The following is a 24,105-nucleotide window of genomic DNA, read 5'->3' on the forward strand; positions in this document are numbered from 1 at the left end:
CTACCTTGCGCGGGCCACGCCCCGAGGCGAACCCCGAGCGACCCGATGAAAGACCACCAACTCCGAGCACTCGTACACGTCGCCGAGAGCAGCTCGATCCGTGCCGCCGCACGCGCCATGAACCTGAGCCAGAGCGCCCTGACCAAGGCGCTGCGCGAACTCGAGGACGACGTGGGCGCGCAGCTGCTGACCCGCAGCTACAAGGGCATCGAATTCACCGCCGCGGGCGCGCTGCTGCTCAGCCATGCGCGGCTGGCGCTGTCGATCCTGGACAAGGCGGTCGAGGAAGTGCGCCTGCTGCACGGCGGCCCTGGCTCGCGGGTGGTGATCGCGGTGACGCCCATGGTGGGCGCAACGGTGCTGCCGCGGGTGTTGCGCGAGTACGAGGCGCTGCAACCCGAGACCGAGGTCCATCTCACCGAGGGACTTCTCACCCAGGTGCTGCCCGACCTGATCGAAGGCCGCCTGGACTTCGCGATCGCGGTCGCCGACGCCGCCGACCTGCCCTACGAGATCGTGTTCGAGCCCCTCGGACCGGCAGACGCCGTGCTCGCCGTGCGTGAGGGCCACCCGCTCGCCGGGGCGACGACCTGGGCCGAGCTGAAGGACGCGAAGTGGGTGATGAACCTGAGCCCCGGCAGCCTGGGCGGCACCCTGCTCGCCTGGCTGGGCGAGCAGGGTCTGCCGCCGCCGCAACACATGATCCGCTGTGCGTCGACCATGCTGATGCTCGAATTGATGCAGCGCACGGACTGCATCGGCATCGGCCCCGAGCGCCTGTTCAGGGACAGGCTGGTCGGCCACGGCATCCAGTGCCTCAAGGTGGCGCCGCTGCCGCCGCCGATGGACTTCGGCATCCTGCGTCTGCGCGGCGTGCCGCTTTCGGTGGCAGCGAAGCCGATGGCGACGCTGTTCGCGCGCTACCTGTCGAGCTGAGGGCGGCCGCGGCGGACATCACGCGCCGCGCCGGGGCTGAACCGGGACGGTCGCAGGGCGGCACCGATCGAGCCGCCCTGCCCGCCCTTTCCGCTGCCGGAGAGACTTCAGACTGCGTAGCGGCGCAGGCGCAGCGAGAACTCCTGCAACTGCCGGATGCCGCTCTGCTCGGCACGCGCGATCCAGTCCTGCAACTGGGCGAGCAACTGCTCGCGGCTGGCGTTGGAACGCGCCCAGATGGCGGCGAGCTCCTCGCGCATCGACAGCACGGTGGCGAGCGCCGGGCTCTGCTTCACCACCACCTCGAGCTGCTGCTTCTGCTCGGCCTGCAGGCCGCCGACGTCGCCCGACAGCACCCAGCGCCGCAGCGCCCGCACGTCCAGCGCCGGGCCATGCGCCGCCTTCAGCCGCCGCGCCTCCTCGGCGCACACCTGCCTGAGCGAGCGCACGTAGCGCGTCATCACGTCGTAGCGGTGGGTGACGATGGCCTGCAGGGTGTCGAAGTCGGGCACCGCCTTGGCCTCGACGAACCTGGGCTGCGGGATGGTCTTCTTGACCTTGGCCAGGCCAAGGATCTCGAGGGTGCGGATGTACATCCAGCCGATGTCGAACTCGTACCACTTCGACGACAGCTTGGCCGAGGTGGCGAAGCTGTGGTGGTTGTTGTGCAGTTCCTCGCCGCCGATCAGGATGCCCCAGGGCGAGATGTTGCGCGAGGCATCGACGCAGTCGTAGTTGCGATAGCCCCAGAAGTGGCCGATGCCGTTGATCACCCCGGCAGCCCAGAACGGGATCCACACCATCTGCACGGCCCAGATGGTGAGGCCGAGGGCACCGAAGGCGATCACGTCGATGACGAGCATGATCGAGACGCCGAGCACGGAATGCCGATACACGTTGCGCTCGAGCCAGTCATCGGGCGTGCCGTGGCCGTAGCGGTCCAGGGTCTCCTGATTCTTCGCCTCGGCACGGTAGAGCTCCGCCCCTTGCCAGAGCACCTTGCGGATGCCGCGCGTCTGCGGGCTGTGCGGATCGTCTTCGGTCTCGCACTTGGCGTGGTGCTTGCGGTGGATCGCCGCCCATTCCTTGGTGACCATGCCGGTGGTGAGCCACAGCCAGAGGCGGAAGAAGTGGCTCGGAAGCGGATGCAGGTCGAGCGCCCGGTGCGCCTGGTGGCGGTGCAGGAAGATCGTGACTGCGGCGATCGTGATGTGGGTGAGAACGAGGGCCACGACGACGTAGCCCCACCAGGGGAGATCGAACAACCCGGTGTACATGCGAATGGACATCCTTCAGAAAGAGGGCCCGGTGATTCTACGCCAGCCTGCGCCCCGAGCCCGACGGCAGGCTGTGGTGAGACGCCTCGCACGGGATGACGTTCAACACCGTGCGAAGGATTTCAAGGCCGCCAGGGCAATGCCGCGACCGGCGTTGCCTCGGCGCGATGGCGCAGCCAGTTGTCCCGGTAGGCGCGCGCGAGCGCGCACTGCCCGCGCACGATGAGCACATTCTCGGCGTTGCGGTTGTTTGCGGACCAGGTGAAGTTGTACGAACCGGTAAGCACCGCGCAGGACGGCCCCTCGGCATCGACGATGAGGACCTTGTTGTGGGCGGCACGGTACTTCGTCTCGAAGGCCACCGGCACGCCGCCGGCGAGCAGGCGCGGGATGGCGTTGCCCTTCTCGCGCGCGTTCATCTGCGCATCGGCGAGCACCTCAACCTTCACCCCGCGGCGGTGCGCCGCCACCATGGCGTCGGCGATCTTGCGGCTGGTGAAGACGTAGGCCTGGACCTTCAGGCTCCTGCGCGCGCCGGCGATGAGCCGGATCAGCACCTGCTCGGTGTCGTCACGCGGCGAGAACGCGACCTCGATCTCGCCCTCGCCGGCAAAGCGCTGGCTGGCCTGCGCCGGCGCGAGCGTCGCCCCGACGAAGAGCGCTGCCAGCGACGCTACCAACGCGACCCTGCGCACTGCCGGCGCCGGCCTGCCCTGCCCGCGCTCAGGCACGTTCGGCACGCTCCAGCACCGCGGCGAAGAAGCCGTCGGTGTCATGCACATGCGGGAGCAGGCGCAGGCGCTCGCCGGTCTCGAGCGCGACGTCCTGGCGGGCGAGGATGTCCTGCGCCGACAGCGGCCGAAACTCCGGATGCGCGGCCAGGAAGGCATCGACGATGGCGTCGTTCTCCTCGGCGAGCAGGCTGCAGGTGGCATACACCAGGCGCCCGCCCGGGCGCACCAGCCTGGCCGCCGCGGCGAGGATCGCGCCTTGCTTGGCGACCATCTCCGCCACCGCCGCCGGCGACTGGCGCCACTTGAGATCGGGGTTGCGGCGCAGGGTGCCCAGCCCGGTGCACGGCGCATCGACGAGCACGCGATCGGCCTTGCCCGCCAGGCGCTTGACCTTGGCGTCGGCCTCGTGGGCGATCAGCACCGGATGCACGTTCGACAGCCCGGCGCGCGCCATGCGCGGCTTGAGCTTGGCCAGCCGCTTCTCGGCCACGTCGAAGGCATAGAGCCGGCCGGTGGAGCGCATCATCGCGCCCAGTTGCAGCGTCTTGCCGCCGGCGCCGGCGCAGAAATCCACCACCAGTTCGCCGCGACGCGGCTGCACCAGCAGTCCGAGCAACTGGCTGCCCTCGTCCTGCACCTCGAAGCTGCCATCGAGGAACAGCGGATGCTTCTGCAGCGCGGGCTTGCCGCCCAGGCGGATGGCCTGCGGCGACAGCCGGCCGGCCTCGGCCGCGACGCCGTCGGCCCGCAGGCGGGCGAGTACCGCGTCGCGGTCGGTCTTGAGCAGGTTCACCCGCAGGTCGAGCGGCGCCGGCCGGTTCAGCCCGTGCGCGAGCGCCAGCAGGGCAGGCTCGTCCATCTGCGCGAGCAGGCGCTCGGCCAGCCAGTCAGGCAGGTCGGCGCGCTCGGCCACGGTCAGCTCGCCCAGCTCGGCGGCCTTGATCCCGGCCACCCAGTCGCGCTCGGTCGCGCTCACCAGGCCCTCGAAGTTGCGCATCGGCCAGCCCTCTCCACGCGCGAACCAGGCCAGGAGCAGCATGCGCGGCGTGGCCTCGTCGCCTGCCAGCCGACGCAGCCAGCGCAGGCGGCGCAGCACGCCGTAGACCGCCTCGGCGATGAAGCCGCGATCGCGGTGACCGAGCTCGCGGTTGTCGCGGAAGTGCCGCGACAGCACGGCATCGGCGGGATGATCGAAGGCCAGCACCGCGCCCAGCGCCTGGGTGGCCTGGATGAAGAGCGGGCGGGAGACGGCGCCTTCGGGCGCGCGGGGCTTGCTTGTCTTGTTCATGTCACTTCTGTGTGGTTTGGGTGGCCGCTGCCGGCGCGCCGAGTTCGATGCGCGCAGCGCGCTGGTCGAGCACGCCCCCCTTCTCGTCGGTGATGCGGATGCGTACCGGCAGCAGGTCGTGCTGCAGGGACAGCCAGATGTCGATGTCGAGCTCGCCCTCCTCGGCCCAGGCGCGCACGCGCAGCGTGTCGACCGCGCCGATGGCGAGCTGCAGCGTGTCGCGCCCCTCGGGCTGGAGCGTGGCACGCTTGACGCTCTTGTTGGTGACGACGGTCAGCTGCAGCGGCTTGTCGCCCTCGGCGACGCGGCGCGCCTGATGCCAGAGACTGAGCAGATCCTGGTCGCCGGGACGGATCTCCCCGCTGCGACGCTCGACACCGTCGCGGCGAATGCTCACGCGCGCCGCCGCCCAGTCGAACTCGGCGGTCTCGAGCTTGCGCCCGCGCTGCTCGACGACGAAGCGCGCCGGCCGCATGCCGGCGGCGTCCACCGCGCCCGTGCTGCGTTGCTCGTACTGCAGCCCGAACAGGCCGGCGAGGCCCTTGGCCTCGAGGTTGAGCCGCATCTCGTAGCGCTTGTCGGCAAAGTGCCAGTCGTGGCGCGCCTCGCCGATCTTGAAGCCCTGCGAGCCGTAGTGCACATCGAAGAAGATGCTGCCATCCGGGACCGTCGCCGCCATCGCAGCGGGCAGCGCGATGACCACGGCGGCGACCGCCACCGCCAGCCGCCGGAACGCGGCGCCGGCCATCACGAAGCCTCGCCGGTCGGCGCATCCAGCGCCGGCACGATCCACGCGGAGACCTCGTCGCTGCACCCGCCACGCACGCTCACCCGCCCCTTGCCGTCGATGACCAGGCGGTCCTCGGCGAACCAGCGCACCGCCTGCGGATAGATCAGGTGCTCGCGCGCGAGCACGCGCGCGGCCAGCGTGGCTTCGTCATCGTCGGCACGCACCGGCACCGCCGCCTGGACCACGATCGGGCCGTCATCGAGCTCCGCAGTGACGAAATGCACCGTGGCACCGTGCACCTTCACCCCGGCCTCGATCGCGCGCCGATGCGTATGCAGTCCAGGAAACGCCGGCAGCAGCGAGGGGTGGATGTTGAGCAGGCGCCCCTCGTAGCGGCGCACGAAGCCGTCGGTGAGCACGCGCATGAAACCCGCGAGCACGACCAGGTCGGGCGCGTGCGCGTCGATGCATTCGGCGAGCGCATCGTCGAAACTGACGCGGTCGGCGTAGGCGGTGTGATCGACCACGCGGGTGTCGATGCCGTTCGCCTGCGCAAAGACAAGCCCGCTCGCGCCCGGGCGGTTGGCGATCACGGCAGCGATGCGCACGCCCGGGATACGCGCGCGGACGATGGCTTCCATGTTGCTGCCCCGACCGGAAATGAGGATGACGATGGACTTCATGAAGGAACCGCAGGATTCAAAGGGGACGGACTGCCGCCGCAGCCCGCCGGACGATCAGTACACCGGGAGGAAGACCGCCGTGGTGAGGTTCTGCACCACCCGCGAGATGGTGCGGTCGGTCTCTTCCTCGACGACGTCGGCGAGCGCATCGAGCAGCCCGATGATGCGCCCGAACTCGCGTTCGAAGCTCAGGTTGGTGACCTCGCCCATCTCGTTGGACAGCAGCAGCAGGCTGCCCGCGGCGTCACGGGTGCTGGCCAGCTTCCACGCCACGATCTCGACGTTGCGGGCCGCATTGTAGAGGTGCTGAGGCTCCAGATCATCCAGCAAGTAAAAAACTTCCCGATCGCCGAGCGCGGACTGCACCATGCTCGCCAGCCCGACGATCAGCGCCTGCACGCGATCGCCGCGGAACTCCGGGTGCAGCGCGATGTGCATGGCGTCGAGGTCGCGGCGATCGCCGAGGGCGGCGAAACGCCAGCGGTGCTTGACGTCGAAGATGCGGGAGATGGCCGCCTCCGCACTCGCCGCTCCGCCCTTTCGCCACTCCGCCGGGTTGCGCTTGTAGAGCTTGTCGGCCAGCCGGCGCAGGCTCGCGAACACGTGGAGCTGATGCGTCTCGGCGACACGGTTGATGTCGGTCTTGACCAGCTGGCGCAGGTCGAAGCCGCTCTTGGCGCGCAGCGCGGGCGCGGTGCCGGGCGCGGAGCAGCCCGTCGCCAGCACGCCCGCGACGACGAGCACGAGGACGCGGCGACGGCCTCCGCCACGCCGGATGCTGCCGGTCTCACTCATCGCCCCCTCCCAAACCGTTCTGCCCGGGGCCCGATCATAACCGAGCCGCCGCACGCGGCCGGCGCCTCGACGCCCCGGGGCGCCGGACAGCCCCCTGTATAATCGCGCCTTTGCCGAGCCGCACATCTGCCCATGCCCCATATCCACCGCCTCTCCGACCTGCTGGTCAACCAGATCGCCGCCGGCGAGGTGGTCGAACGCCCGGCCTCGGTGCTCAAGGAGGTGCTGGAGAACGCGGTCGATGCGGGCGCGCGCGCGATCGAGGTTCAGCTCGAGCAGGGCGGCGTGCGCCGCATCCGCGTCGCCGACGACGGCTGCGGCATCGCCCGCGACGAACTCGCGCTCGCCCTCGAGCGCCACGCCACCAGCAAGATCGCCACCCTCGACGACCTCGAGCAGGTCGGCACGATGGGGTTTCGCGGCGAGGCGCTGGCGGCGATCGCGGCCGTCGCACGCACCAGCATCACCAGCCGCGCGCAAGGCGCCAGCCACGCCTGGCGGATCGAAGCCGGCGGCGAACCGAGTCCTGCAGCGCTCAACCAGGGCACCGTGGTCGACGTTGCAGACCTCTACTACAACACACCGGCACGGCGCAAATTCCTCAAGACCGAAGGCACCGAATACGCCCACTGCGACGACATGTTCCGTCGCGTCGCGCTCGCGCGCCCGGACATCGGCCTGCAGCTCGCCCACAACGGCCGCGTGATCCATCGCCTGCCGCCCTCCGCTCCGGCGGCGCGGGTGGCAGCGCTGATGGGCGACGATTTCCTGCAGCATGCGCGCGAGGTGCAGGCCGACGCCGGCGTGCTTCGCCTGGCGGGCTTCGCGTCGCTCCCCGCCTACTCGCGCGCCAGCCGCGACGCGCAGTATTTCTTCGTCAACGGACGCTTCGTACGCGACAAGCTGCTCACCCACGCGGTGCGCGAGGCCTATGCGGACATCCTGCACGGTAGCCGCCACCCGGCCTACGTGCTGTTCCTCGAGCTCGACCCCGCCGGCGTCGATGTGAACGTGCATCCGGCCAAGATCGAGGTGCGCTTCCGCGAGGCGCGCGCCGTGCACCAGTTCGTGTTTCACGCGCTCAGGCGCACGCTGGCCGAAAGCGGCGCTGGCCGCCCGGACACCGCGGCGCCGGCGGCGCACGCCACCGACAGCGCCAGCCCGCCGCCTCCGCCCCCTGCCTGGGCGGAGGCAGCCTCCGCTGCCCAGCACACGCGGCCGTCCGCGGGCGCCTGGCACGGCGCCCCGCCTCAGCAGGCCCGGCTGGCGATGGAGCCGGCGAGCCGGGCTTACCTGGAATTCGCTGCCAGCGCCACGCGCGCCGACGCGGGCGGCAGCGCCGCGCTCGCCACCGTGACCACCGGATCGACCCGGGTGCCCGGCGCATGGCCCGCCACCGGCGCGACGGGCGACGGCGCTCCGCCCCCGCTCGGCTTTGCGCTCGCGCAGCTGCACGGCGTGTACATCCTCGCCCAGAACGCAAGCGGCCTCGTGCTGGTGGACATGCACGCGGCGCATGAGCGCATCCTCTACGAGAAGCTCAAGACCGTGCTCGACGGCAGGCCTGCGGTTCAGCGCCTGCTGATCCCGGCAGTGTTCTCGGTGAGCGCGAAGGACATGGCCGCCGCCGCCGAATGCACCGAGGTACTCGCCGGAATGGGCTTCGAGGTGGGTGCGGCGGGTCCGCAGGAGCTGGCGGTGCGCAGCGTGCCCGCCCTGCTCGCGAGCGCACCGGTCGCCGAGCTCATGCGCCAGCTGCTGCAGGAGCTGCGCGACTATCCCGCCACCGAGGTGGTGACCGCGCGCCGCAACGCGCTGCTCGCCACCATGGCCTGCCATGGCGCGGTGCGCGCAAATCGCCAGCTCACCCTGCCCGAGATGAACGCCCTGCTGCGCGACATGGAAGCCACCGAGCGCGCCGACCAGTGCAACCACGGCCGCCCGACGTGGACGCAGTTCACCATGGCCGAGCTCGACCGCTTCTTCATGCGCGGCCAGTAGCGGCGCCGCGCGCGGCCGCGCGGCGCAGTCAGGCGCGGTAGATCAGCACGCCGATCACCACCACGGCCACGGTTGCCCAACCCAGGCCGTCCACGTATCGGCGCAGCACCGCCTCCATGCGCGGCCCGCCCCAGGCCATCAGGCCGGCGACGAGGAAGAAGCGCGCCCCCCGGCCCACGATCGAGGCCAGGGTGAAGGGCAGCAGCGCCATGCTCGCCACCCCGGCGGCAATCGTGAACACCTTGTATGGAATCGGCGAGAAGCCGGCGATGAAGATCGCCCAGAAGCCCCAGGCCTCGAACCAGGCGACCGCCTGCTCGTAGGCGCCCCAGTAGCGGCTTTCGCGCAACCAGGGCTCGATGAGATCGAAGGCGAAGTAACCGATCAGGTAGCCGAACAGGCCGCCCGCAACCGAGGTGAGCGTCGTCAGCAGCGCGAACCACCACGCCCGGCGCGGACTCGCGAGGCTCATCGGCGCCAGCATCACGTCCGGCGGAATCGGAAAGAACGACGACTCGGCAAAGCTCAGGCAACCGAGGAACCAGGGCGCGCGCGGATGCCGCGACCACGCCATGGCGCGCTCGTAGAGCGGCGAAAAGATCTTCAAGACAAGCCTCTGCGGTGGATTCCGGCCCCGGGCACGGACGACGAGGCCGCCATCATAACCGCTGCCCGCCAGCTCGGAACGCCAGTGTTGCAGCGCGGCGAACAAGGACGGAGAATCTCGCCTCACCCCGCTTCCGGGCACACCACCGGGATACTCGCCAGCCATGAGCACGCCCCCTTCCCGCCCTCTCCCGCTGCGACTCGTGCTGATCGTTCCCTACGTCATCCTCGTCGTGGGCCTGGCCGTGGCGATCGGCATGCTGTCCTACACCGCGGGCAGCAACGCGGTATCGACCGTGTCCTCGCAACTGCTGCTCGAGGTGGTGGGGCGCATCGCACAGGCTGTTGACCGCCATGTCGTCGGCTCGAGCGCGGTGCTGGAGACGGCCTTTCCGGAGGGCATGCCGGCGCCGCAGAACATCCAGGACGATTTCTACGAGATCCGCAACCGCTTCTGGGTGGCGACCTCGATCCACACCGATCCCAACAACTACGTCTATTACGGCAACGAGGCGGGCCAGGGGCTGGGCCTGCTGCGTCTCACGAACGAGGACGTCGAGCTGCGCATGAAGCTCACGGCCGACGAGCACCGCGCGATCTACCGCGCCTCCGGGATCGACGGCCCGCTGCAGTTCGTCCGCCGCGAGACCAGCCTGTTCGATCCCCGCAAGCGGCCGTGGTATGCCGAGGGCCGCAATGCTGCCGGTCACACGTGGACTTCGGTGTACATCGACTTCGGCACCCTGCAGCTGGTCGCCACGCGCGCGCGCCGGGTGCACGCACCCGGCGGCGACTTTGCCGGCGTGGTCGCCACGGACCTGTCGCTGGAAGCGCTCAACGACTTCGTCGGCGGGCTGAAGGTGTCGCCCAACGGCGTCGCCTTCATCCTCGAACCCGATGGCAACCTCATCGCCTCCTCGGCGAGCGCCAACGTAGTCACCCTGCCCGACGGCCGCCACGGACGCATCTCGGCGGAGGCGAGCGATCACGTGCTGCTCAAGACCACCTACCAGCGTGTGCGCGACCGCATCGCCAGCCGCGCAGACGAGCGCCTCCCGCGGGTGTTCGAGTTCGAGGACGACGACGGCAACCTGATCCACGCCGCATTCGACCGCATCCGCGACGCGGCCGGGCTGGACTGGATCACCGTCGTCGCCATGCCGGCGAGCGACTACCTCGGCGGCGTGATCGAGAACGTGCGGCGCACCACCCTGCTCGCCGCGCTGGCGGTCGTGGTGGCGATCGCCATCGGCCTCGTCATCATCGGCTGGGTCGCCCGCGACCTGCGTCGGCTGGCCGCCGTGGCCGGGCGCATCGGCGACGGCGATCTGGAGACCCCGGTCGGCCTCAGCCGGCGCGACGAGATCGGCGAACTTGCGCGCAGCTTCGAGCGCATGCAGGAGCGTCTGCGCACCGATCGTCTCACCGGACTGGCCAATCGCGAGGCCCTCGCCCAGCAGCTCGCGCGCCGCATCGCGCGCGCCCGCGCCGACCGCCGCCAGCCGCGGCTGGGCGTGCTGTTCATCGATCTCAACCGCTTCAAGCACATCAACGACTCGCTGGGCCACGAGGCCGGCGACCGCGTGCTGCAGGAGATCGCCCAACGGCTGCGGCAGAGCGTGCGCAGCGAGGACTTCGTCGCGCGCTATGCGGGCGACGAATTCGTGATCGTGGTGGATCCGATCGCCGACCGCGACGCACTCGACCAGGTCCGCGCGCACATCGAGCGCGCGCTCGCCGCACCGGTCTCGATCGACGCCGGCGACGCCATCGAGCTCACCGCGGGCGGCGCCATCGGCGGGGCGCTCTTCCCCGAGGACGGCGACGCCCCCGAGAGCCTGATCCGTCACGCCGACCACGCGATGTACGCACGCAAGCAGGGCAGCGCCGCGGCCGCCGCGGACGTCGTGGTACGTTTTCCCCAGCGCCCGTGAACAGGCTGCGGGACAAGCTGTGGATAAGCACCGCAAGCGCTTGTCCGCAAAGGCTTGTCGTCGTCTGCCTGTTTTTTGTGCAGTGCGCAGATACGGAACTATGTCTCGCTCGCCGATTCGCTGCGATTGAGGCTCCGCGGGGCATCTGATAGTTTCCGGAGCGGCTTGTCCTAAGCCAATAACATGGCTTGCCACACTTTCGTCATCGTCTTCGATGACAAAGGCAAACCGTTGCGGAGATCCTGCCTCATGAAGAAAAGCCTCATCGCGGCCACCGCCGCCGCCCTGCTGGCGACCGGCTGCGCCACACCGTTCGCGCCCGCACCGCTCGCCACCAACTTCCAGTCGGGCAAGCAGCCCAAGCTGCAGGCTGCAGCACACTGGCACACCATCGCCGGCGACGTGGCGGCAAAGCTGTCCGCCGCAATCCCGGCGAACACCCCGCTGTTCGTCAACCAGCAGGCCAATGCATCCACGTTCGAACGCGCCTTCACCAGCCAGCTCGTCACGGCGCTGATCGAGGCGGGTCATCCGGTGATGCGCAGCCCCGAAGGTGCGCTGCGCGTCGGCGTGGACACCCAGGCGGTGCCCTTTGCCGCCGACCGCCCTCAATACCGCCACGCCGGCAAGGCGACAGCGCTGGGTGCCGGGATCTGGGTGCTCTACGACATCGTCGAGTACGCTTCCAACGGCCCGGCAAAGGCGGCCCTGCTCGCGCTCGGCGCAGCGGACGCCTACGCCTGGTTCGACTCCGAATTCGCTGGTGGCGGCACGCCTGCAATGGAGATCATCGTCACCACGAGCGTGACCGACGCAAGCCGCTACGTCGCTCGCAACACCAGCGTCTACTACGTGGATGACGCCGACCAGCGTCTTTACAAGACACCGGTGCAGTCTCACGCGAAGGCCTTCCAGGTCGTGGGGGGCGAATGATGCTGAAGAGGAAGATGCTGCTCGCTGCCGCCGCCGGCACGCTTGCGCTCGGCGTCGCCGGCTGCGCCACCGAGAACGGCACTGGCCGCAAGGATCCGACCTACGAGCAGGCCGCGGCCAACCCGCTGATTCCGGCCAACTACGCAGCGGCCAGCAGCCTGCTCGGTCGTCTGCAGGGCCAACTCGGCGAGGGCCAGCCGCTGATCGTGGCCACCGTGGTCAACATCGACGCGCTCGACCGCTCCTCGACCCTTGGTCGCCTCATCTCCGAGCAGGTCTCGGCACGCTTCACGCTTGCCGGCCATCGCATGATCGAGATGAAGTTCCGCAACAACGTTTACATGGCGCGCGACCAGGGCGAACTGATGCTGACGCGCGAGATCCGCGACATCGCCAGCAGCCATAATGCCCAGGCGGTGATAGTGGGCACCTACGCGCAGAGCAGCGACATGGTGTTCGTCAATCTCAAGGTGATCCAACCCGACACCAACGTCGCGCTCGCGGTGCATGACTACGCCCTGCCGCTCGACAACATGACGCGCTCGATGCTGCGCACCACCCGCTGAGTGCAATTGTCCGCCCCAAGGCGATGATCGGCCGTGGTCATCGCCTTTTCTTTTCCCGGTCGGTAACGAGGCCGACGACTGACGGTTTCATCGACGACGCCCGCTTGGGCGATAATCGCCGGCGTTCGCCCTCCTCACGCCCGTCTCCCGGACCCGACTCACGCTTGACCGCCGCCGCCCATCCGCTCCCGCCCGCCCTGCTCCTGCTCGGTCCCACCGCCAGTGGCAAGACTGCCAGTGCGCTTGCGCTCGCGCAGGCCCTGCCGATCGAGATCATCAGCGTCGACTCGGCGCTGGTGTACCGCGACATGGACATCGGCACGGCCAAGCCGACGCGGGTGGAACGCGCGGTCTGCCCGCACCACCTGATCGACATCGTATCGCCCGAGGAGAGCTACTCCGCCGCGCGCTTTCGCGCCGATGCCGTCCGCCTGATGGGCGAGATCGTCGCGCGCGGCAACGTCCCGCTGCTGGCCGGTGGCACCATGCTGTACTTCAAGGCCCTGCGCGACGGGCTTTCCGACCTTCCAGCGGCAGCACCCGCACTGCGTCGCGCGATCGACGAGGAAGCCGCCGCGCGCGGCTGGCCGGCGCTCCACGCCGAGCTCGCCCGCCTCGACCCGGATGCCGCCGCCCGTCTCGAGCCGGGCGACGCGCAGCGCATCCAGCGCGCGCTCGAGATCGTCCGCCTCACCGGTCGGCCGCTCGCCGAGAGCTATGCGAAGAAGGAGGATGACGCCCTGCCCTGCCGCCTGCTGCCGATCGCGCTCGCGCCCTCCGAGCGCAGCGTGCTGCACGCACGCATCGCCGAGCGCTTCGACGCGATGCTCCATGGCGGCTTCGTCGACGAGCTGCGCCAGCTGCGCGCACGCTACCGGCTCGACCCCGCCATGCCATCGATGCGCTGCGTCGGCTACCGCCAGGCGTGGTCCTACCTCGATGGCGACATCGGCTACGACGAACTGCGCTTTACCGGCATCGCCGCCACCCGACAGCTCGCCAAGCGCCAGCTCACCTGGCAGCGCCAGTTCCGCGAGACCTGGCCGGGCTTCGTCGAGCTCGACTGCCTGCGCCCCGACCTTCCCGAGGCCGTGCTGCAGGCCGCACTGCGGCTCCTGGGTACGCCCGGGCCCCGCTCCACCCCCTGAACGGAATCCCCTGAACCATGGACGAACAGATCATTGCCGACGTCGAACAATGGCTCGACGAAGTCGTCATCGGCCTCGACCTCTGCCCCTTCGCCGCCCGCCCGCGGCGCGAGAAGCGCGTGCGCATCGCGGTCAGCCACGCCACCGACGAGGAGAGCCTGCTCAACGACCTGCAGGCCGAACTCGAGCGCCTGTCCGACACCCCGGCGACCGAGCTCGAGACCACGCTGCTCGCCATCCCCGACATGCTCGAGGACTTCGCCGACTACAACGACTTCCTCGATGCGGTCGACCTCTGGGTCGAGCAGTTCGGCTGGGAGGGCGAGCTGCAGGTGGCGAGCTTCCACCCCCAGTACCAGTTCGCCGACACCGAGGCCGACGACGCCGGCAACCTCACCAACCGCTCGCCGTGGCCACTGCTCCACATCATCCGCGAGGACAGCCTCGAGCAGGCCATCGCGCACTACCCGGACGTCGATGGCATCCCCGAGCGCAACATCGCACGCATGAAGGCATTGGGACCGGACGAGCGCAGGCGCCTGTTCCCGTACCTGTTCGGCTGATCGCAGCGCTCGGCCGCCTGGTCTCGATCAGTAAAACTTCTTATTGGAATCAGGCGTTTTCTGCCGTGCCCGCACCGGCGGAACGGCGCCGCGGTATTCGCCCTGCGTAAGACCCCGGCGCTGGCAAGGCATCCGCGCCGGGAGTAGACTGGTGCTCGACACGGACGGTTTTTCCACAGCTCAGATCCTCAGGAGGCTCCCATGTTTTCCGAATACAAAGAGTTGATCACCCGTCTCAAGACCACCGATCCGCACTTCGCCGAACTCTGCGCCAGGCACGATGCGCTCGACCAGGAGATCCACGAGATCGAGGCTCACACCAAGGTCGACACCTACGAGCATCTCGAGGTGCTGAAGAAGGAAAAGCTGCTCGTCAAGGACAAGGTCTACGCCGAGTTGCGCAAGGCCGGCGCTACCTGAGTCCACCTGCCGCGGGTTCAACCTGCGGCTTGAACACCGGCCTGCGCAAGTCCCTCCGCACGCTCGCGTCGCGCGAGCAGGGTGTACACGGTCGGCACCACGAACAGGGTGAAGAAGGTGCCGATCAGCAGCCCGCCCACGATCACCCAGCCGATCTGCTGACGACTCTCCGCGCCCGCGCCGGTCGCCAGCGCCAGCGGCACCGAACCCAGCACCATCGCCCCGGTCGTCATCAGGATCGGCCGCAGACGCAGCACCGACGCCTCCGCCACGGCCTCGCGCAAGGCGCGCCCCTGCTCGCGCAGCTGGTTCGCGAATTCCACGATCAGGATGCCGTGCTTGGTGATCAGGCCCACCAGCGTGACCAGGCCGATCTGGCTGTAGACGTTGAGCGTGCCGCCGGTCAGCCAGAGCGCGCCCAGCGCGCCCGCCATCGACAACGGCACCGTGAGCATGATGATGAAGGGGTCGCGGAAACTCTCGAACTGCGCCGCCAGCACCAGGTAGATGAAGGCGAGCGCGAGCAGGAAGACCAGTGCGAGACTCGCGGAGCTGGTCTTGAACTCGCGCGACTGGCCGTCGTAGTCGGTGCTGTAGCCCGGCGGCAGGATGCGCGCGGCGGTGTCGTCCATCCACTGCAGCGCCTCGCCCAGGGCGTAATTCGGGGCCAGGCTGGCCGAGATCGTCACCGAGCGGCGCTGGCCGAAGTGGTTGAGTTCCCGCGGCGCGACCCGTTCGCTCACCTTCACCACGCTGGTCAGCGGCACCATCTCGCCACTGCGCGCGCGCACGAAGATATCGCGGATGTCGCGCGGATCGCGGCGTTCGTCGGCGGCCACCTGCACGATCACGTCGTACTGCTCGGCATCCTGCTTGTAGCGCGTGACCTGGCGGCCGCCGAGCATGCTCTCGAGGGTGCGCGCGATCACATCGACCGCCACGCCGAGGTCGGCGGCGCGGTCGCGATCCACTTCCACGGCGAGCTCGGGCATGGTCAGCTTGAGGTCCGTATCGGGCGACACGAAGCCGGGATTCTCGCGCATCGCGTCGAGGAAGCTGTCCGCGACGCGGGCGAGCGCGTCGTAGCTCTCCGAGCTCGACACGACGAAGCTGACCGGCCGCGAGCGCACGCTCTGCCCGAGCGAAGCGGGCAGGATCGGGAAGGCGTTGACGCCGGGTACGGCGCGCAGCTTGGGCTGCAGTTCGGCCGCGATCTCGCTCGCCTTGCGCTCGCGCGCCGCCCAGTCGTTGAAGCCCACGAAGGAGATGCCCTGCGACACCGTCGGGTTGCCGGCGATCACCAGATAGCGATCGACCTCCGGCAGGCCGGCGTAGATGCGCTCGATCTCCTCGGCGTAGCGGGACATGTAGTCGAGCGTGGCGCCCTCGGGGCCGGTGAACATGCCGACCACGCGACCGCGGTCTTCCAGCGGCGCAAGCTCGGTCTTGAGCTGGCCCATCAGCCACACCGCGCTGCCCGCCACGGCGGCGAACACCAGCATCACCAGCCAGCGCGCGTTCAGCGCCGCCTGCAGCACGCTGCGGTAGCCGGCGGTGAGCGCCGACAGGAAACGCTCGATGCCGTTGTAGATCGGGCCGTGCCTGGGCTCGTGGCGCAACAGCTTCGAACACATCATGGGCGACAGCGTCAGCGCGACGAAGCCGGAGACGATCACCGCGCCCGCGAGCGTGAGCGCGAACTCGGTGAACAGCTTCCCGGTGCGCCCGGTCATGAAGGCCACCGGCGCATACACCGCGGCGAGCGTGATCGTCATCGCCACGACGGCGAAGCCGATCTCCTTCGCGCCCTTGAAGGCGGCCGCCAGCGGCGCCATGCCCTCCTCGATGTGGCGGTAGATGTTCTCCAGCACCACGATCGCGTCATCCACCACCAGGCCGATGGCCAGCACCAGCGCGAGCAGCGTGAGGGTGTTGATCGAGAAGCCGAACATCAGCATCAGCGCGAACGCACCGACCAGTGAAACCGGGATGGTGACCAGCGGCACCAGCATCGCCCGCCAGTTGCGCAGGAAGAACAGGCACACCGCGGCCACCAGCAGCACCGCCTCCCAGATGGTCGCGAACACTGCATCGATCGACCGCTCGATGAACACCGTGGTGTCGTTGGCGATCATCATCGACATGCCTTCGGGCAGCTCTGCCTGCAGTCGCGGCATCATCTCGTCGAGACCGCGCTTGAGGTCGAGCGGATTGGCCACCGACTGCTTGATGAGGCCGATCGACACCGCCGGCCGCCCCATGAAGCGCACCGAGCTGCGCTCGCTCTCGGGCGCCACCTCCACCCGGCCGACATCGCGGATGCGCACCGGGTAGGCGTCGGCGGCGTCGCCCAGGCGCAGCACGATGGCGCCGAACTGCTCGGGCTCGGTGAGGTCGGTCTGCGCCACCACCGCGAACTCGCGCTCGCGGCTCTCGATGCGGCCGGCGGGCAGCTCCACGTTCTGGCCGCGAATCGCGTCCTCCACGTCCTGTACGGTCAGCCCGAAGGCGGCCAGGCGGTCACGGTCGAGCCACACCCGCATCGCCGAGCGCCGATCGCCGAACAGACGGGCGTCGGCCGCACCGGGCAGGGTCTGCATGCGCGGCTTGATGACGCGGTTGGCGAAGTCGCTGATCTCCATCGGTGAATGCCGGTCGGAGGAGAACGCCAGCCAGATGATCGGGCTGGCGTCGGCCTCGACCTTGGCGATCACCGGCTCGTCGATGTCGTCGGGCAGGCGCTGGCGCACGCGCGAGACGCGGTCGCGCACGTCCGCCGCGGCAGAATCCGCGTCGCGCTCGACGCGGAAGCGGACGGTGATCTGGCTGCGCTCCTGCCGGCTGATCGAGGACAGCACGTCCACGCCCTCGATGCCGGCGAGCGAATCCTCCAGCGGCTTGGTGACCTGCGACTCGACGATCTCGGCACTGGCGCCGCGGTAGCGGGTATCGACGGTGACCACCGGCTCGTCGATGTTGGGGTATTCGCGCACGGTGAGCCGCGACCAGGACATCAGACCCACCAGCAGCACGAGCAGCGACAGCACGGTTGCGAACACCGGACGGCGGATGCAGAGGTCGGAGATGAGCATCGTTCAGTCCGCCCGCGCCACGCCGGCAGGCGCACCGGCCACGTTCACCGCCGCGCCGTCGCGCAGCTTGAGCTGGCCGGCGGTCACCACCACCGCACCCGCCTCCAGCCCCTCGACCACCTCGACCACCGCCTGGCGGCGCTGGCCGGTCCTGACCTCGACCCGCTTCACCTTGCCGTCATCGACCCGATACACGAACTGCGTGTTGCCGGGTGCGGGCACCAGTGCCGCCTCGGGCACCACCGGCACCGCGGCGCGCTCGCCAAGGATCAGGCGCACGCGCACGAAGACACCGGGGCGCAGGCGCAGCGCCGGGTTCGCCAGGCTGGCCCGCAGGCGTACCGCCCGACCCTGCGCATCCACGAGCGGATCGATCGCCTCGACGGTGGCGGCGACGCGCGCCCCCGGCAGCACGTCGCTCGACAGCTCGAGCGCCTGGCCGGCTCGCACGCGGTCGAGATAGAGCTCGGGCAGGCGGAAATCGACCTTCAGCGTGGCGATGTCCTCGAGGTTGATCAGCGCGTCGCCGTCCTTGACGAAGTCGCCCGGGCTCACGCTGCGGATGCCGACCACGCCATCGAAGGGCGCGCGGATCTGCATGCGCGCCAGATGGGCTTGCGCCAGCGCGAGGCTGGCGCGCGCCACCTCGAGCTTCGCGCGCGCATCGTCGAGGCTGCTCTGGCTGACGAACTTGCGCCCGAACAGATCCTGGGTGCGGCGGAAGTTCGATTCGGCCAGGGTCAGGTTGGCGCGCGCCTGCTGCAATTCGGCGCGCTGCACCGCGGCATCGAGCTCCACCAGTATGGCGCCACGCCGCACCGCCTCGCCGTCGCGGAACCGGATCGCCTCGATGCGGCCGGACACCTCCGGGCGCAATACCACCGACTCGTTCGACACCAGCGTGCCCACCGCACTGACGTCGTCGGCGAGCGTGCGCGCCTGCACCACCGCCACCTCGACCGCGACCGGAGCCCCCGGCCCCCCGCCTCCCGCCGCCTGCGGGGGCGCCCCGACCCGAGGCGCCCCCGCACCGCCCGCATGCGGCTGATTGGCATGCCAGGCATACCCCGCCAGGCCAGCAAGACCCGCGATGCACACGGCGATGATGAGAGGACGACGCGAAGACATGAGGATCCGGGAAAGAGAGTAGTGGGGAAGTGGCGCACGTGATTGTCACACACCGCGGCACGACGACGCCCAAGGCTGACAATGCAGCCGCGCCCCGAGTTCAAGACCGCAGCGGATTGCCCGAAGCCTTTTTCGCCGCGCGCCGCATCACGCGCCACGACTCGAAGTCAGTCGTCCGGCAGCGGCCACTTCGGATTCCAGGCCACCTCCCACAGGTGGCCGTCGGGATCCCTGAAGTAGCCGGCATATCCCCCCCAGAAGGTGTCGCGCGCCGGCTGCGGGATCTCCGCCCCCGCCACGCGCGCCTGCGCCAGCACGGTCTCGACCGCCTCGCGACTGGCAACGTTGTGGCTGAGCAGGCACTCGGTCGAGCTCGCCGGACCGAGCGTCACGCCCGCATCGTGGGCAAGGCTGCGGCGCGGGAACAGCGCGAGCTTCAAGCCCGGCTGCAGATCGAAGAAGACGACGGCGCCATGCTCGAACTCGGCGCCGACGATGCCCTTCGTCGGCCAGCCGAGACCGTCGCGGTAGAAGACGAGCGCGCGCTCGAGACTATCGACGCCGAGGGTGATGCAGCTGATGCGAGACTTCATGGGGACATTCCTGGCTGCGGTCGAGTGGATGAAGGGCCGTGCGGAGCCGCAGGGGTCGGCCCACAGCGCTCACACCCACGGGCGACGCCGCTGACCGACCGCGCGCCGTGGCGCACGGCTCCCCCCGGAGGCACGCATCGACCGATCGGGCTCATCGGCACTGCAGCTGGCCCGACTGCACATGGACCACGCACTGCAGCCCGCCGCACTGGCAGTTGTACAGCACCGATGCAAGGCCACGCTGGGCGCCGAGGTCGAGCCCCTGCGAACACACGCAGGCCTCGGGGGTGACGCGGGTGAGGGTCTGGGCGACGGCCGGCGACGCGGCCGGACCGGCGGTCAGCAGCGCAGCGCCCGCAGCAATCGTGGCCAGGCCAGCCAGCGTCGCCAGCAGGGAACGGATCTTCATGGAAGCCTCCAGGAGCGGCGTCGATCAGGAAAGGAGCCGCATCCGCCCGCCGACCGATGCGCATGCAAGCCCGCAGACCCCATGCACGATCAGCGCGCGCACGAGACCACACACGTTTCAATTCATAGCACGCCTCAGCGCACTGTCTCCCCGAGCCGTTGCAGATCGGCATCGCGCAGGTGGGTGAGCAAGGCCATGCCGTCGGCCGCCACGCGGAACTCCCCCCAGCGCGCGCCGGCCAGGCCGGCGGCCTGGCCCTCCTGGAAGAAGAATGCGTTCGGTCCCACGCTCGGTGCCCCATCGCGCATGCGGATGCGCAATCCGATGGCGCCCGCCGGCGCCGGCAGGCTCTCGCCGACACCTGCCAGGCGCGCCCGCCCCTCTTCATCCACCTCCAGATACGCGAAGCGTGGCGGCGGCGCCGCGCCGCCTTCCGTGCGACGTGGCAAGCCGTCGTCGGGCGCGAACCGCAGCGCCATGTAGTCGCCCTGCATCAGCGAGCGCGGATCGACCGGCGCAAGCTCGATCAGGACGATGCGCCCCGCGGCCAACACGCGCTCGAAATCGACCACCGCATGCGCGGTCACACCCACCACCAGCAGGAAGGCAGCCGCCGGCGAGGCCCGCAGCCAGGACGGCATCGGTGCCCGGGACGCCTGCGCCGCGCCACGGTCCGGCGCGCCCTCGAGCGCCGTTCCGACGCCCACGCCCGCCGCTGCGGGCCACAAGCGCCGCAGCGCGAGCAGCACGAGGCCGCTGGCCGCCATCAGCCCGGACTTCATCAGCAGGCTGGTGTCGAGGCGGTAGTAGTGATCGCCGACATAGGCTACGGCGGCGATGAGCGCGAGCGCGGCGAAGCCGCGGTGGCCACCGCGAAAGCAGGCGAGGAAGAGACTGGCTGCCACCAGCAGCCCCGGCGCCGGCTGCGACAGCACGGCGAGCGCCACCGCCGCTGCAACCGCCAGCGCCCGCCGGCGCGACCCGGCCGCCGCCGTCAGCCGGGCCACCAACAGGGCGAAGAGCACTCCGGCAGCGATCGACAGCACGCCGACGCGCAGCACGAACACCCCGTCCGCCTCGCCGATGCCGCCACTCCACAGCACGATACGCCATGCATCGCTGCCCTGCAGGCCGCGCGCCGCGCCGATGAAGCCCGGCAAGGCGAGCGCGGCGAGCGTGCCACCACGCACCAGCGCCGCGATCAGCGCCCCCTGCCCCGTATCCGCCCAGCGCGAGCGCGTCATCCACAGTGCGGCCACCAACGCGGCCAGCGCAGCGGCGAGCACCTCCAGCCCCACACCCACACCGATCAGCGCAGCGCCATGGAGGGCCATGAGCAGCGCACACAGGCTGCGATGGAGCGGACTCGTCCGCGGCCAGGCCATCGCCGCCGCCGCCAACAGCCCGGCGGCCGCCCACTGCCGCCCGGCGTCGAAGAAGGCGCTCCATCCGGCCCCGGTCGCCGACACCAGCAGCGCCTGTCCCGCGAGCGAAAAGGCGAGCGCCATCTGCGTTGTAAACAGGCGCTCGCGCCGGAACAGTGCGATGGCCACGCCACACAGCACCGCACCGGCGATCGCCCGCAGCAGTGCCCGCTCGCCCACGAGGGCGAGCGGCAGCATGAACGACGCCAGGATGAGCAGCGAGGCGACCCAGGCCGCGAGCGTCTGCAGCGCGCTCAGCCACCATGGGGATGGCGCGCCAAGGGCGTCCTCGATCTGGTCGCGCCCCGCGGTGGCCTCCGTGCTCGCCGCCTGCCGATGCAGGCGCGCCAGCCAGACCCCCGCGCCTGCCGAGGTCGCGATGACGAACAGCCCGACCAGGTTGAGGCTGAAGAAGCTCTCCACCCGCAGCGCCTTGATGACCCCGCCGGTGAGCACGGCAATGCCGCCATACACAGTCAGCGCAAGGATCGGCAGGTCGCGTCGCCAGCGGTGGTAGGCGAACGCCATCGCGCCCGCCACAACCGAAAAGCTCGCCGCCACGACGCGGAATTCGTGCTCCCACCAGCCGAGCACACCCCCTGCGCACAGCGGCGCCAGCACTCCGAGCGCAGCCAGGCGCTGCAGCCAGCGGCGCGGATTCGCCAGTAACCGGAGGCCGAGACCCTCGAAAACGACCAGCACGATCAGGTTGAACGCCGCGATCGCGAGCAGCGCCTGCGCATCGCCGAGCGCGTCGAAGAACCCCCACCACACCGACTGCGAGAACGCCCTCACCAGCGCCAGGTTTGCGAGCACCAGCCACAGCGCCCAGCTCGCCGCCGACCGCGCCGCGAGCGCGAACGGCGTCATCAGCGCCGCCCAGGCGGCAAACAGCTGCCACATGTCGGCGCCGGTCTGGTAGGTCTGCCCGACCAGCGCCAGCACCGCGCCGGTCGCCACGCTGGCTCCGAACAACGCCGCCCGCCAGCCTGCGCCGCGCCCAGCCGCCGCCCACATCGCCGCCGCGCAACAGGCGGCGAGCGCACCCAGCGCCAGGCCAAGCCGCGCGAAGCGATGCAGCGCATCCCAGTTGTAGGCGAGGAAGAACACCAGGGCGGCGGTGAGCAGCAGCGCGCCGCCAAACGCGAGCACGCGCTCGAGCAGGTCGCGCCACTCGGACACCGTAGGCTGCAGCGCACCGGCGTCACGCGCGCGCGCAAGTTCGCCGGCAGTCAGCCGGCCCGACTCTGCCCGTTGCAGCAGCAGCCCACGCTGCTCGGAAGTCAAGTTCATGCGCGCATCTGGAAATGCCAGAGAGGTTGTGCAGGGTATCAGCAAGACCGCCGGCAGCGCCGCCACAGGCAGCACGCACTATGCTTGGAGCGTGATGGATTGCCGCACGCAGGCCTCCCGATGTCCGACCGCACCCTGGAATCCGCCCCGGAGCCCGACTCCCGCCGCGGCCCGCACACCGCGCCCGACGACGGCCCGGTGGTCGCAAGCTTCCGCTTCTACGAGGAGCTCAACGACTTCCTCTCGCCGCAGCGGCGCGGGCATGCCTTCGAAGCGCGCTGCGCACGCGTTGCTACCGTCAAGCACATGGTCGAGGCCCTCGGCGTGCCGCACACCGAGGTCGAGCTTGTGCTGGTGAATGGCGAGTCGGTCGGCTTCGGGCGCCTCCTGTGCAACGGCGACCGGGTGTCGGTCTATCCGCGTTTCGAGACCTTCGACGTCACGCCGCTGCTGCGCGTGCGCGACGCGCCGCTGCGCGTCACCCGCTTCATCGCCGATGCCCACCTCGGCGGCCTCGCCCGCCTGCTGCGCCTGACCGGTTTCGATACGCTGTACGACAATCACTACGAGGACGCCGAAGTCGTGGCCATCGCCGAGCGCGAGGGCCGCATCGTGCTCACCCGCGACCGCGAACTGCTCAAGCGCCGCGAACTCACCCACGGCTGCTTCGTCCATGCCCCCCGCCCCGAGCATCAGGCTGCAGAAGTGCTCACCCGCCTCGACCTTGCGCGCAGCGCGAAACCGTTCTACCTGTGCCTTGCGTGCAACGCACCGCTGCACGCCATCGACAAGGCGGCGGTCAGCAGTCGCCTGCCGCCGGACGTACGCGCGCGGCACACCCGGTTCGCCACCTGCGACCATTGCGGGCGCGTGTTCTGGGAGGGTTCGCACTGGCGACGGATGCGCAGCGTGGCGGACCGGCTGTTGGCGCATGCATCGCCACGCGACTGAGGGGCCACGTGGCGCAGGCCAATGCCAGCCGCAGCCCCGCCGGCCACTCCGCTCACGCCTCCGCCCGCGCCAGTGCCCGCGACAGCGCCCGCAGTACGAGCACGCCGAAGCCGATCAGCAAGCCCCACTTGAGCGCCGAGCAGGTCGTCGATGCGAGGTAGGTGGCCGGCGTGTCGAAGCGCGGCACCGCGGTCAGCCACCAGTGGAAGCCATTCTCGGCGGCGTCGAACGCGGCCGCCAGCGGCAGGCACAGGCGCGCGCACGCCTGCGTCCAGGGAGCAAGCACGGCGAACGCGGCGGTGCGCGTCGCAAGCAGCCAGCCAAACGCGCCATAGGCGAGCAAGGTCACCATATCGACCGGCAAGTGGCCACGGTAACGCGCCAGGTCGGCCTCCGACCACAGGTGGATGATCCCGCCGAAGGTTTGCGGGTGCCAGGCGAACTGCAGCGCAACCACCCCCGGGCGCAGCGGCCAGAGATAGATGGACACGCCGACGAACAAGGCCGCCGCCAGCACGCCGCTCACCCAAACCGGCCACACCGCCCGCATCCCTCGTCCTCCCGATTCCTGCGCCGCCAGCCGCAGGCACATTCCTGACCG

General features: G+C 70.0%; 22 protein-coding genes. 9 read left to right on the top strand and 13 right to left on the bottom strand.

Annotated elements, in window-relative coordinates:
• The first annotated feature begins 45 nt into the window (after nt 1–45).
• On the top strand, nt 46–936 hold the full coding sequence (locus AAG895_RS12530; RefSeq protein ID WP_345792339.1) for a LysR substrate-binding domain-containing protein: 891 nt from the start codon (nt 46–48) through the stop codon (nt 934–936).
• Nucleotides 937–1,043: 107 nt separating this feature from the next.
• Here the strand turns inward: AAG895_RS12530 and AAG895_RS12535 are convergent, their stop codons facing one another.
• The 6 genes from AAG895_RS12535 to AAG895_RS12560 all read right to left on the bottom strand — a co-directional run bounded on the left by AAG895_RS12535 (nt 1,044) and on the right by AAG895_RS12560 (nt 6,443).
• The gene (locus tag AAG895_RS12535) at nt 1,044–2,213 is read right to left on the bottom strand and encodes a fatty acid desaturase (protein ID WP_345792340.1); all 1,170 of its coding nucleotides are present in this window, start codon (nt 2,211–2,213) and stop codon (nt 1,044–1,046) included.
• 122 nt (nt 2,214–2,335) lie between these two features.
• Nucleotides 2,336–2,893, bottom strand: a complete 558-nt coding sequence (locus AAG895_RS12540) for a phospholipase D family protein (protein ID WP_345795288.1) — start codon at nt 2,891–2,893, stop codon at nt 2,336–2,338.
• 43 nt (nt 2,894–2,936) lie between these two features.
• Complete coding sequence (locus AAG895_RS12545; protein WP_345792341.1) at nt 2,937–4,235, bottom strand: RsmB/NOP family class I SAM-dependent RNA methyltransferase; 1,299 nt, start codon at nt 4,233–4,235, stop codon at nt 2,937–2,939.
• Between the two features lies 1 nt (nt 4,236).
• Nucleotides 4,237–4,983, bottom strand: a complete 747-nt coding sequence (locus tag AAG895_RS12550; RefSeq protein ID WP_345792342.1) for a DUF3108 domain-containing protein — start codon at nt 4,981–4,983, stop codon at nt 4,237–4,239.
• Nucleotides 4,983–5,648 (bottom strand): phosphoribosylglycinamide formyltransferase, encoded by a 666-nt coding sequence (gene purN, locus AAG895_RS12555; RefSeq protein WP_345792343.1) that lies wholly within the window; start codon nt 5,646–5,648, stop codon nt 4,983–4,985. Before purN ends, AAG895_RS12550 begins: the two co-directional genes overlap by 1 nt.
• A 54-nt stretch (nt 5,649–5,702) precedes the next feature.
• Nucleotides 5,703–6,443: a hypothetical protein gene (locus tag AAG895_RS12560; RefSeq protein ID WP_345792344.1), complete on the bottom strand. Its 741-nt coding sequence runs from the start codon at nt 6,441–6,443 to the stop codon at nt 5,703–5,705.
• Between the two features lie 132 nt (nt 6,444–6,575).
• Here AAG895_RS12560 and mutL point away from each other — a divergent pair, with 132 nt between their 5' ends.
• Nucleotides 6,576–8,444 (top strand): DNA mismatch repair endonuclease MutL, encoded by a 1,869-nt coding sequence (gene mutL / locus AAG895_RS12565; protein ID WP_345792345.1) that lies wholly within the window; start codon nt 6,576–6,578, stop codon nt 8,442–8,444.
• 28 nt (nt 8,445–8,472) lie between these two features.
• On the opposite strand, the gene AAG895_RS12570 is transcribed toward mutL, so the two are convergent.
• Nucleotides 8,473–9,051, bottom strand: coding sequence for a YqaA family protein (locus tag AAG895_RS12570; RefSeq protein ID WP_345792346.1), 579 nt, complete (start codon nt 9,049–9,051; stop codon nt 8,473–8,475).
• 163 nt (nt 9,052–9,214) lie between these two features.
• Between AAG895_RS12570 and AAG895_RS12575 the strand changes: the two genes are divergently transcribed.
• The 6 genes from AAG895_RS12575 (at nt 9,215) to AAG895_RS12600 (ending at nt 14,614) form a co-directional block, all read left to right on the top strand.
• Nucleotides 9,215–10,984, top strand: a complete 1,770-nt coding sequence (locus tag AAG895_RS12575; protein WP_345792347.1) for a GGDEF domain-containing protein — start codon at nt 9,215–9,217, stop codon at nt 10,982–10,984.
• 249 nt (nt 10,985–11,233) lie between these two features.
• Nucleotides 11,234–11,917 carry a hypothetical protein gene (locus AAG895_RS12580; protein WP_345792348.1) on the top strand — a complete coding sequence of 228 codons (684 nt, stop codon included), beginning with the start codon at nt 11,234–11,236 and terminating at the stop codon, nt 11,915–11,917.
• A complete protein-coding gene (locus tag AAG895_RS12585) occupies nt 11,914–12,483 on the top strand; it encodes a FlgO family outer membrane protein (RefSeq protein WP_345792349.1) in 570 nt (189 codons plus the stop codon). The genes AAG895_RS12580 and AAG895_RS12585 overlap by 4 nt, the downstream gene beginning before the upstream one ends.
• 164 nt (nt 12,484–12,647) lie before the next feature.
• A complete protein-coding gene (gene miaA / locus AAG895_RS12590) occupies nt 12,648–13,631 on the top strand; it encodes a tRNA (adenosine(37)-N6)-dimethylallyltransferase MiaA (protein WP_345792350.1) in 984 nt (327 codons plus the stop codon).
• A gap of 17 nt (nt 13,632–13,648) precedes the next feature.
• Nucleotides 13,649–14,194, top strand: coding sequence for a DUF1415 domain-containing protein (locus AAG895_RS12595; RefSeq protein WP_345792351.1), 546 nt, complete (start codon nt 13,649–13,651; stop codon nt 14,192–14,194).
• 201 nt (nt 14,195–14,395) lie between these two features.
• Nucleotides 14,396–14,614, top strand: a complete 219-nt coding sequence (locus AAG895_RS12600) for a DUF465 domain-containing protein (protein WP_345792352.1) — start codon at nt 14,396–14,398, stop codon at nt 14,612–14,614.
• 17 nt (nt 14,615–14,631) lie between these two features.
• Here AAG895_RS12600 and AAG895_RS12605 read toward each other — a convergent pair whose 3' ends face one another.
• The 5 genes from AAG895_RS12605 to AAG895_RS12625 form a co-directional block, all read right to left on the bottom strand.
• Nucleotides 14,632–17,706 (bottom strand): efflux RND transporter permease subunit, encoded by a 3,075-nt coding sequence (locus AAG895_RS12605; protein ID WP_345792353.1) that lies wholly within the window; start codon nt 17,704–17,706, stop codon nt 14,632–14,634.
• A gap of 3 nt (nt 17,707–17,709) precedes the next feature.
• The gene (locus tag AAG895_RS12610) at nt 17,710–18,834 is read right to left on the bottom strand and encodes an efflux RND transporter periplasmic adaptor subunit (protein ID WP_345792354.1); all 1,125 of its coding nucleotides are present in this window, start codon (nt 18,832–18,834) and stop codon (nt 17,710–17,712) included.
• 167 nt (nt 18,835–19,001) lie between these two features.
• Nucleotides 19,002–19,427 carry a VOC family protein gene (locus AAG895_RS12615; RefSeq protein ID WP_345792355.1) on the bottom strand — a complete coding sequence of 142 codons (426 nt, stop codon included), beginning with the start codon at nt 19,425–19,427 and terminating at the stop codon, nt 19,002–19,004.
• 151 nt (nt 19,428–19,578) lie between these two features.
• A complete protein-coding gene (locus AAG895_RS12620) occupies nt 19,579–19,836 on the bottom strand; it encodes a hypothetical protein (RefSeq protein ID WP_345792356.1) in 258 nt (85 codons plus the stop codon).
• Nucleotides 19,837–19,970: 134 nt separating this feature from the next.
• A complete protein-coding gene (locus AAG895_RS12625) occupies nt 19,971–22,553 on the bottom strand; it encodes a GDYXXLXY domain-containing protein (RefSeq protein ID WP_345792357.1) in 2,583 nt (860 codons plus the stop codon).
• A 120-nt stretch (nt 22,554–22,673) separates the two neighbouring features.
• Between AAG895_RS12625 and AAG895_RS12630 the strand changes: the two genes are divergently transcribed.
• The gene (locus AAG895_RS12630; protein ID WP_345792358.1) at nt 22,674–23,504 is read left to right on the top strand and encodes a Mut7-C RNAse domain-containing protein; all 831 of its coding nucleotides are present in this window, start codon (nt 22,674–22,676) and stop codon (nt 23,502–23,504) included.
• 52 nt (nt 23,505–23,556) lie between these two features.
• On the opposite strand, the gene AAG895_RS12635 is transcribed toward AAG895_RS12630, so the two are convergent.
• Nucleotides 23,557–24,054, bottom strand: coding sequence for a hypothetical protein (locus AAG895_RS12635; protein ID WP_345792359.1), 498 nt, complete (start codon nt 24,052–24,054; stop codon nt 23,557–23,559).
• Nucleotides 24,055–24,105 lie beyond the last annotated feature (51 nt).

Origin of the sequence: Thauera sp. JM12B12 (genome assembly GCF_039614725.1) — a bacterium.
Classification (GTDB): domain Bacteria; phylum Pseudomonadota; class Gammaproteobacteria; order Burkholderiales; family Rhodocyclaceae; genus Thauera.